The 8670-nt window shown below is 74.7% G+C and carries 8 protein-coding genes; 4 read left to right on the top strand and 4 right to left on the bottom strand.

The window, feature by feature from the left end; genetic code table 11:
* A partial coding sequence (gene ileS / locus GNZ18_RS22435) for an isoleucine--tRNA ligase (protein ID WP_312874672.1) occupies positions 1 to 3213 on the bottom strand: 3213 nt, incomplete at its 3' end.
* Positions 3214 to 3957: 744 nt separating this feature from the next.
* Between ileS and GNZ18_RS42385 the strand changes: the two genes are divergently transcribed.
* From GNZ18_RS42385 to GNZ18_RS22420, 3 genes are all read left to right on the top strand, one after another.
* On the top strand, positions 3958 to 4338 hold the full coding sequence (locus tag GNZ18_RS42385) for a TraR/DksA family transcriptional regulator (protein WP_246250205.1): 381 nt from the start codon (positions 3958 to 3960) through the stop codon (positions 4336 to 4338).
* 68 nt (positions 4339 to 4406) lie between these two features.
* Positions 4407 to 4970: a signal peptidase II gene (gene lspA, locus GNZ18_RS22425; RefSeq protein ID WP_308166047.1), complete on the top strand. Its 564-nt coding sequence runs from the start codon at positions 4407 to 4409 to the stop codon at positions 4968 to 4970.
* Positions 4970 to 5902, top strand: a complete 933-nt coding sequence (locus GNZ18_RS22420; RefSeq protein WP_156218450.1) for an RluA family pseudouridine synthase — start codon at positions 4970 to 4972, stop codon at positions 5900 to 5902. The genes lspA and GNZ18_RS22420 overlap by 1 nt, the downstream gene beginning before the upstream one ends.
* A gap of 16 nt (positions 5903 to 5918) precedes the next feature.
* Here GNZ18_RS22420 and GNZ18_RS22415 read toward each other — a convergent pair whose 3' ends face one another.
* The 3 genes from GNZ18_RS22415 to GNZ18_RS22405 all read right to left on the bottom strand — a co-directional run bounded on the left by GNZ18_RS22415 (position 5919) and on the right by GNZ18_RS22405 (position 7359).
* The gene (locus GNZ18_RS22415) at positions 5919 to 6224 is read right to left on the bottom strand and encodes a branched-chain amino acid transport AzlD family protein (RefSeq protein ID WP_214617834.1); all 306 of its coding nucleotides are present in this window, start codon (positions 6222 to 6224) and stop codon (positions 5919 to 5921) included.
* Positions 6221 to 6955, bottom strand: coding sequence for an AzlC family ABC transporter permease (locus GNZ18_RS22410; protein WP_156218449.1), 735 nt, complete (start codon positions 6953 to 6955; stop codon positions 6221 to 6223). Before GNZ18_RS22410 ends, GNZ18_RS22415 begins: the two co-directional genes overlap by 4 nt.
* A gap of 62 nt (positions 6956 to 7017) precedes the next feature.
* Positions 7018 to 7359 (bottom strand): chorismate mutase, encoded by a 342-nt coding sequence (locus GNZ18_RS22405; protein ID WP_156218448.1) that lies wholly within the window; start codon positions 7357 to 7359, stop codon positions 7018 to 7020.
* Between the two features lie 341 nt (positions 7360 to 7700).
* On the opposite strand from GNZ18_RS22405, the gene GNZ18_RS22400 reads away from it, so the two are divergent.
* Entirely contained in the window at positions 7701 to 8558 is an 858-nt protein-coding gene (locus GNZ18_RS22400; protein ID WP_156218447.1) for an AraC family transcriptional regulator, read from the top strand.
* Positions 8559 to 8670 lie beyond the last annotated feature (112 nt).

Below are 8670 nucleotides of genomic sequence, written 5' to 3'. Positions count from 1 at the left end.
GCCGGCGGGCACGCCCGCCGCGCGCAGCGCCGTGGCCAGCTCGTCGCGCCGCCACCCCGCGAACGCCTCGGTGAGGGCCGCGGTCACGTGGGCGCGCCGGGCGACGCGTCCGGCGTTGGTGGCGAGGACCTCGGCGGTGACCTCGGCGGTGTGCGCGCGCAGCGCCTCGGCGAGGTCGTCGCCGGCGGCCTGCCACCACAGCTCGATGCGGTCGGTGACCTCCAGCCCGGCGGCCTTGCGCGCCTCCTGGACGAGGCGGACGGCCTCCCGCGCCAGCCCCGCGCGGCGCAGCTCGGGCGTGACGGTGAGGTCGAGCGCGATGGTCTCGCCCGCCGCGCTCTCCACGGCCCACCCGCTGCGCGGCCGCTCGGTGACGATGACGTCGCCGGGTGCCAGCGGGACGGTGCCGAGGTCGGCCACCCGCACCTCGGCGGCGCCGCCGTCGCGCAGCGCGTGCACGAGGGCCGAGGGCTCCGCGGCCTTCACGGCCGCCGCGACCTTCGGCGTGTCCTTGCCGTACCGCTTGCCGAGCTCCCGGAAGTTGGGCTTGACCTCGTACTCCACCAGGTCGACGCCGATCGAGGACAGCTCCTCGAAGGCCAGCACGTTCAGCTCCTCGGCGATCTGGACGCGGAGCTGCTCGGGCAGCGAGGTCCAGCCCGGGGCGCCGACGAGGGCGCGGCCGAGGGGCTGGCGGGTCCGGACGCTGCTCGCGGCGCGCGCGGAGCGGCCGAGCTCCACCAGCCGCCTGACCAGCGCCATCCGCGCGCTCAGCTCCGGGTCGAGGAGGTCCTCGCGCGCGGACGGCCAGTCGGTGAGGTGCACCGACTCGGGGGCGTCCTCGGGGCGGATGACGTCCCAGACGTGGTCGGTCACGAACGGGACCATCGGCGCCATGAGGCGGGTGAGGGTCTCCAGGCACTCGTAGAGCGTGGCGAACGCCGACGCGCCCTCCGGCGTCTCCGGGCCCTCCCAGAAGCGGCGGCGGGAGCGCCGGACGTACCAGTTGGACAGGTCGTCGACGAACTCGGCCAGGCGGCGTCCCGCGCGGGCGGTGTCGTACTGCTCCAGCGCCGCGTCCACCTCGGCGGTCGTGCGGTGCAGCTCGGCCAGCGCCCAGCGGTCCAGCAGCGGGCGGTCGGCGGGGGCGGGCGCCTCCGCGAGGCGGTCCGGCGTCCACGCGCGGCCCTGCGCCTGCGCCGCGTTCGCGTACAGGACGAAGAACGACGCGGTGTGCCAGTAGGTGAGGAGGACCTTGCGGACGATCTCCTCCAGGGCCGAGTGCCCGACCCGGCGGGACGCCCAGGGGAGCCCGCTGGCCAGCATGTACCAGCGGACCGCGTCGGCGCCGTGCTCGTCCATCAGCGGGATGGGGCGCAGGACGTTGCCGAGGTGCTTGCTCATCTTGCGGCCGTCCTCGGCGAGGATCAGCCCGAGGCACAGGACGTCCTCGTAGGACGAGCGGTCGAAGACGAGCGTCCCGACGGCCATGAGCGAGTAGAACCAGCCGCGGGTCTGGTCCTGGGCCTCGCAGATGTACTGGGCCGGGTAGGAGCTCTCGAAGACCTCCTTGTTGCGGTGGGGGGCGCCCCACTGCGCGAAGGGCATCGAGCCGGAGTCGTACCAGGCGTCGATGACGTCGGGGACGCGGCGGGCCTCGCCCCCGCACGCGGAGCAGGGGAGGGTGACGTCGTCCACGTAGGGGCGGTGCGGGTCCAGCGCGGACAGGTCCCTGCCCGCGAGCTCGCCCAGCTCCTCCAGGGAGCCGACGCAGGTGATGTGGTCCTCGTCCTCGCCGCACACCCACAGCGGCAGGGGCGTGCCCCAGTAGCGGCTCCGCGACAGCGACCAGTCGACGTTGTTGCGCAGCCACTCGCCGTACCGGCCGGTCTTGACCGTCTCGGGGAACCAGTTCGTCTTCTCGTTCTCCTCCAGCAGCCGGTCCTTGATCTCGGTGGTGCGGATGTACCAGGCGGGGAGCGCGTAGTACAGCAGCGGCGTGTGGCAGCGCCAGCAGTGCGGGTAGCTGTGCTCGAAATGGCCGCCGCGGAACAGCAGCCCCCGCGCGCGCAGGTCGTCGGTGAGCGGCTCGTCGGCGTCCTTGAAGAACTTGCCGCCGACCAGCGGCAGCTCGCGCGGGAACCGCCCGTCCGGGCCGACGGGGTTGACGACCGGCATGCCGTACGCCTTGCAGACGGCCATGTCGTCCTCGCCGAACGCGGGCGAGGTGTGGACGAGCCCGGTGCCGTCCTCGACCGTGACGTGGTCGCCGAGGACGACGTAGTGCGCGTCCGGGATCTCGACCAGGTCGAACGGCCGGGAGTAGGGGGTGCGCTCCAGCTCCGAGCCCTGGAAGGCGGCGAGGCGCTCGGCGTCCGCGCCGAGGACCTTCTCCAGCAGCGCCTCCGCCACGACCAGCACCTCGTCCGACCCCGCCGGGCGGGCGGCGACGTAGGTCACGTCGGCGCGGACGGAGACGGCGGTGTTGGCCACCAGCGTCCACGGCGTCGTCGTCCAGACCAGCAGCGAGGCGCCCAGCTCGGCCAGCGGGCCGGCGGTCACCGGCAGCCGCACGTACACCGACGGGCTGGTGACGGTCTCGTACCCGCCGGGCTGGCCCAGCTCGTGGTCGGACAGGCCGGTGCCGCAGCGCGGGCAGTACGGCGTGATCCGGAAGTCGCGGAACAGCAGCCCCTTGTCGAAGATGACCTTGAGGGACCACCAGACGGCCTCGACGTACTCGGGGTCCATCGTCCGGTACGCCTGGTCGGTGTCGACCCAGAAGCCCATCCGCTCGGACATCTCCTCGAAGGCGTCCACGTGCCGCAGCACGGACTCGCGGCAGCGGTCGTTGAACTCCGCGACGCCGTACTCCTCGATGTCCTTCTTGCCGGTGAGCCCGAGCTCCTTCTCCACGGCCACCTCGACGGGCAGGCCGTGGCAGTCCCAGCCCGCCTTGCGGGGGACGTGGTAGCCCTTCATGGTCTTGAAGCGCGGGAAGACGTCCTTGAACACGCGGGCCTCGACGTGGTGGACGCCGGGCATGCCGTTGGCGGTGGGCGGCCCCTCGTAGAAGATCCAGCGCGGGCCGGACGCGGTGCGCTCCAGCGAGCGCTCGAAAACCTTGCTGTCGCGCCAGCGGCGCAGCAGGTCCCGCTCCAGGGCGGGCAGATCGACCTGCGCGGGCAGCGGCCGGAAACTACGGCGGCTCACTTGGGCGGACCTCCGGATCGACGTGAGACGTTGACCGGAGGGACGAGGCCGCGGCCCGGATCGTCCGGACGCGCCCCGCGGTACCACCCTCCTTGGCCACGCCGGCACGGCGCGGCCCACTTCGTTGCGGTGCCGACCGCCGGTTCTACTGGGCCCGCCGCCTCGCGGCGCTCGGGCGGTTCCTCCGGCGGCTCCGGGGTGATCAACCGCCGGGCTCGCCCCCGGGCTCGCACCGTCCCCGGGTCGCTCATGGCTGCGTGCGGCGGCAGGCGTCCCCATCAGGGCCTGTCGACACCACTGCTCAGACCGACTTTAACGTACCGGGGGCGGTTCCTCTTCCCGATACCACCGGGGCGCGCTCCCGGCGGCCGCCGCGCCCTTCCTTTCCGATGATTCTGCGATCTCCGGGGTTTCTCGACGATCGGCACCCGGGCATAAGCGGTCGGTAACAAACGCCAGGTCGTTTGCCGTGCCCGGGAAAGGGGACTTATGCTGCCCGCACTGCCTGTCGAGGCGATCAGCGCGAGGGAGGCCGAGATGGCCGCCGCTGGGAAGGGCGAGACGCCCTCCGGGGAGAGGTCCTCCGGGAAGAAGACCCGGGGCACGAGATCGGCGCCGGCGGGGCCCGCCGGCCGCCGCGGCGCGGCCAAGAGCGGCCAGGCCGGTAAGACCGCCGGGAAGGCGCCGAAGGCCCGGAAGGCCGGCGGCAGGGCGAACGGCGAGGCCGCCGCGAAGGCCGCCGAGCTGCCCGTCCGCGAGGGCGAGGGGCACTGGACCGCCGCCGAGCTCGCCGAGGTCCGCGCCGGGTTGGAGAAGCAGATCGCCGCGCTGCGCGCCGAGATCGCCGCGTCCGCGAGCCAGATCGCCGAGGGCGACACCAGCGAGGGCGCGGGCGACGACCAGGCCGACGCGGGCGCCAAGACCTACGAGCGCGAGCACGAGCTCGCGCTGTCCTACAATTCGCAGGACCTGCTCACCCAGATCGAGCGGGCCGTCCAGCGGATGGACGGGGGCACGTACGGAACCTGCGAGTCGTGCGCCAGGCCGATCGGCAAGGCGCGCCTCCAGGTCTTCCCGCGTGCGACCCTGTGTGTGACATGCAAACAACGCGAGGAACGTCGCTGAGCGACTCAACGAACCCAGAGGGCGGGGCCGGGGAATCCACGGGATCTCCTCGGCCGCGCCGTGTCGGCGTGCTGGTCGCCGTGGCGCTCGCCGCGCTCGCCGCCGACCTCCTGTCCAAGACGATCGTCGTGGCCGCGCTCCAGAACGAGGAGCCGATCGAGCTGCTCGGCGGGCTGCTGACCCTGCGCGAGACCCGCAACAGCGGCGCCGCGTTCTCGATCGGCACCGGCTACACGATCGTGTTCACCGTGATCGCGTCCGGCGTCGTCGTGGCGATCCTGCGCACGGCCCGCAACCTGCGGAGCCTGCCCTGGGCGATCTGCCTCGGGCTGCTGCTCGGCGGCGCGATCGGCAACCTCATCGACCGGCTGTTCCGCGCCCCGGCGCCGCTGAAGGGCCATGTCGTCGACTGGATCCAGCTGCCGCACTACCCGGTGTTCAACCTGGCCGACTCGGCGATCGTGTGCGGCGGGATCCTCGCCGTCGTGCTCGCCGCCCGCGGCCTCCAGATCGACGGGACGCGCCTCACCGGCAAGGAGGAGCCCGCCGAGCCTCCCGCCGGCGACGCGGAACCGCCCGCCGAGAAGGCCGAGAAGACCGAGAAGACCGAGGACGCGGGGGACAAGCCGTGATGGGGGAGGTGCGCGGCATCCACGTCCCCGACGGGCTGGAGGGGGAGCGGATCGACGCGGCCCTCGCCCGGCTGTTCGGCCTGTCCCGGGGCGGCGCCGCCGACATCATCGCCGCCGGCGACGTCCTGCTGGACGGCGCCGAGGTGGCCACCAAGTCCGAGCGGCTGCACGCCGGGGCGTGGCTGGAGGTGACGCTGCCGCCGCCGCCCGCCCCGCCCGCGCCGGTCGCCGAGCCGGTCCCCGGCATGGGCGTCCTGTACGAGGACGACGACATCGTCGTGGTCGACAAGCCGGTCGGGGTGGCCGCGCACCCCACCACCGGCTGGACGGGCCCGACCGTCCTCGGGGGCCTGCTCGGCGCCGGGCACACGGTCGCCACCAGCGGCGCGTCCGAGCGGCAGGGGATCGTGCACCGGCTCGACGCCAACACCACGGGCGCGATGGTCGTCGCCAAGAGCGAGGTCGCCTACTCGCGGCTGAAGCGGGCGTTCAAGGAGCGCCGCATCGACAAGCGCTACCAGGCGCTCGTCCAGGGGCACCCCGACCCGTTCCGCGGGACGGTGGACGCGCCGATCGACCGGCACCCCTCCGGCGACGGGCGGTTCGCGGTGGTGGCGGGCGGCAAGCCGTCGGTGACCCACTACGACACCGTGGAGGCGTTCCGGGCGGCGTCGCTGCTCGACATCGACCTGGAGACGGGCCGCACCCACCAGATCCGCGTGCACATGTCCGCGATCCGGCACCCGTGCGTGGGCGACATGGCCTACGGCGCCGACCCGGCCCTCGCGGCGCGGCTCGGCGTGACGCGCCAGTGGCTGCACGCCGCCAGGCTCGGCTTCGAGCACCCGGGCACCGGCGAGTGGGTGGAGTTCACCAGCCCCTACCCGGCCGACCTGGCCCGCGCGCTCGACATCGTCTCCGACGAGTCCTGACCGCGGCCCACCCTCCTCACAGGAGGCGCAGCCCGGCGGCGACCCCCGCCGCGACCACGAGCACGACCAGGAACGGCGCCCGCAGCAGGAGCGCGGCCACCGCCGCGCCCAGGCCCGCCAGGCGGGCGCCGTCGAACTCCAGCGTCCTGCCGTCCGCGAGCGCCTGCACCGCGATGAGCGCGCTCAGCAGCGCGACGGGGACCAGGTCGGTGAACCGCCGCACCCGGGCGTCCTCCAGCACCCGCTGCGGGATGACGAGCCCGCCGAGCTTCAGCGCGTAGCAGCCGAGCCCGGTGGCGACGACCGCGATCCAGACGTTCACCGGTCCGCCTTCCGCGACAGGAGGGCGGGCAGCGCCGTGACGGCGGCCAGCATCACCGGGACCCCGGGCGGCAGCACGGGCGTCGCGGCGACGGCGATCGCCATGGCGGCCGCGGCCACCCCGACCTGGCCGCGCGCGCCGTCCGGCGCGCGGGCGGAGGTGAGGCGCGGCCAGAGCAGCGCGAGGAACACGGCGGGCCCGATGACGTCCAGCCCGAGCGTCTCGGGGTCGCCGAGCCGGGCCGCGCCGACCGCGCCCAGCAGCGTGGTCAGGTTCCACATCGCGTACAGGGTCACGGCGGCGCTGTAGAACCCGGCGCGCATCGCGGCCCGGCCCTGCTGCGCGGTCGCGACCGCCGTCGTCTCGTCGATGACGACCTGCGCGGTGAGCAGCCGGCGCCAGCCCCGCACGTCCAGCGCGCTCGCCAGCCGCAGCCCGTACAGGGCGTTGCGGCCGCCGAGCAGGACGGCGCCGAGCGTCCCGGCGGCCAGCCCGCCGCCCCCGCCGATCACGCCGACGAGCGCGAACTGCGACGCGCCGGTGAACGCCAGCAGGCTCAGCACGGCGGTCTGCGTCACCGACAGGCCCGCCGTGATCGCGGCGGCGCCGAACGCCAGCCCGGACACGCCGACGGCGACGCCCACCCCGAGGCCGTCCCGCACGGCGGCGCGCCGCCCGTCCACCGCCGGTTCCCGCACGGCCGCGGAGCCGGGGGGTCTTGTCGAGGTCATGGCGGCGACGCTAACGGCGGTCCCGCCGCCATATCTTGAACGTTCTTGCGCCGGGCGGCCCCTCAGCGGGACGCGGCGGCCTCCAGCCCGGCCTCGATGACGGCGTTCATGATCCGGGCCAGCCGCTCGGCGCCGAGGACGGGGGCGTGCTCGGCCATCGCCTCGACGATCTGCCGCTCGCGCTCGGGGCTGCGCCCGGCGAAGCCGCCGACGGGCTTCAGCCGCTGGACGACCGCCGCGACGGCCGCGCGGCGCTCCAGCAGGACGGCGAGCGCCGCGTCGAGGCCGTCGATCGCCGCGCGGGCCTCGGCGAGCGAGCCGATCTCCGCCACCGGCGGCAGCGCCACCCGCAGCTCCCCCGACGCGGTGCGGGCCGCGCCCTCTCCGATCACCTGGTCCTGCATGCGTGTTCCCTCCTGCGGCGGCGGCCGGTCGCGAAGGGAGCCGTTACCGGAGCCGCGCTCGTCCATGGTCGTGCCCGCGCGCGGGGCGCGGGCTCACGAGGCGTGTGCGTCCGACGGGACGCGTCCAACGGAAAAGGCAGAGCCCGTGGGGGTCTCTGCCTTGGCCGGCTCCGGGGTCGTCGCTCAGGTCGGCTCGCCGACCGGCTCGCCCGGAGCCGGCTGCGTAAACGCGAAGTGGCGGCGGTCCATGGCCCCGATGGTAGGGCGGGCGGCCGGGTGAACGCCAGTTCCCGGGACCTGTCGTCTCGTCCCGTGAGACGGCCGTGGCTACCATGTCGGACATGGGGGGATCGGACGCGAAGGGCGGCCCGGGGGGAGAGGTCGCCCGCTACTTCCGGCATCCGGCGCTGCCGGAGGTCGATCTGCTGCGGGCGCGCTACGTGACGCACCGGTTCACCCGGCACGCGCACCCCGGCCACACGATCGCGCTGATCGAGTCGGGTGTCGAGGAGTTCGACCTGCCGGGCGGCCTGGAGCGGGCCGGGCCCGGCTCGCTCGCGGTGGTCAATCCGGGCGTCGTCCACACCGGGCAGGCGGGCGTGCCCGAGGGCTGGGCGTACCGGGTGATCTACCCGCCGGTGGAGCTGGTGAGCGGGATCGCCCGGGAGTTGGGCGCGCCGCGCGGCACGATCGCGTTCCCGGCCGTGCTGGACGACCCGGCCGCGGCGGGACGGCTGCGCGCGTTCCACCGGGCCGGCGAGAGAGGCGACGCGCTGGCCGCCTCGTCCCTGCTGCGGGTCGCGCTGGCGGGGCTGCTGACCCGGCACGCGAAGCAGGTGCGCGGGGACGCCGGCCCGGCCGCGCTGCCCCCGGCCGTCCGCGACGCGCGGGACATCCTGGAGGCCAGCCTCCTCGACCCGCCGTCCCTGGACGAGCTGGCCGAACTGGTGGGGACGCGCCCGTTCCCGCTGCTGAGGGCGTTCCGGGAGCGGGTGGGGCTGCCGCCGCACGCCTACCTGAACCAGGTGCGGGTGCGGGCGGCGCGGACGCTGCTCGACGAGGGCCTTCGCCCGGCGGACGTGGCGTCCCGCACGGGCTTCGCCGACCAGGCCCACCTGACCCGCCACTTCAAGCGGACGGTCGGGGTCCCGCCCGGCGCCTACCAGAGCGCCGCGCGGACGCGCGCCCACCGAGCGTAGTGGGACGGACGGGACGTAAGGGACGACGGCGCGTCGGGTCCCCGGCGGCGCGGGATGGGGGTTAGGCTCTCAGGACCGCGTCGTTCCGGGCCCAGCCCCGGAGCGGCGATCT

Source organism: Actinomadura litoris, assembly GCF_009733595.1.
Classification (GTDB): Bacteria; Actinomycetota; Actinomycetes; order Streptosporangiales; family Streptosporangiaceae; genus Spirillospora; species Spirillospora litoris.
This window is presented reverse-complemented; position numbering and strand designations above follow the sequence as displayed.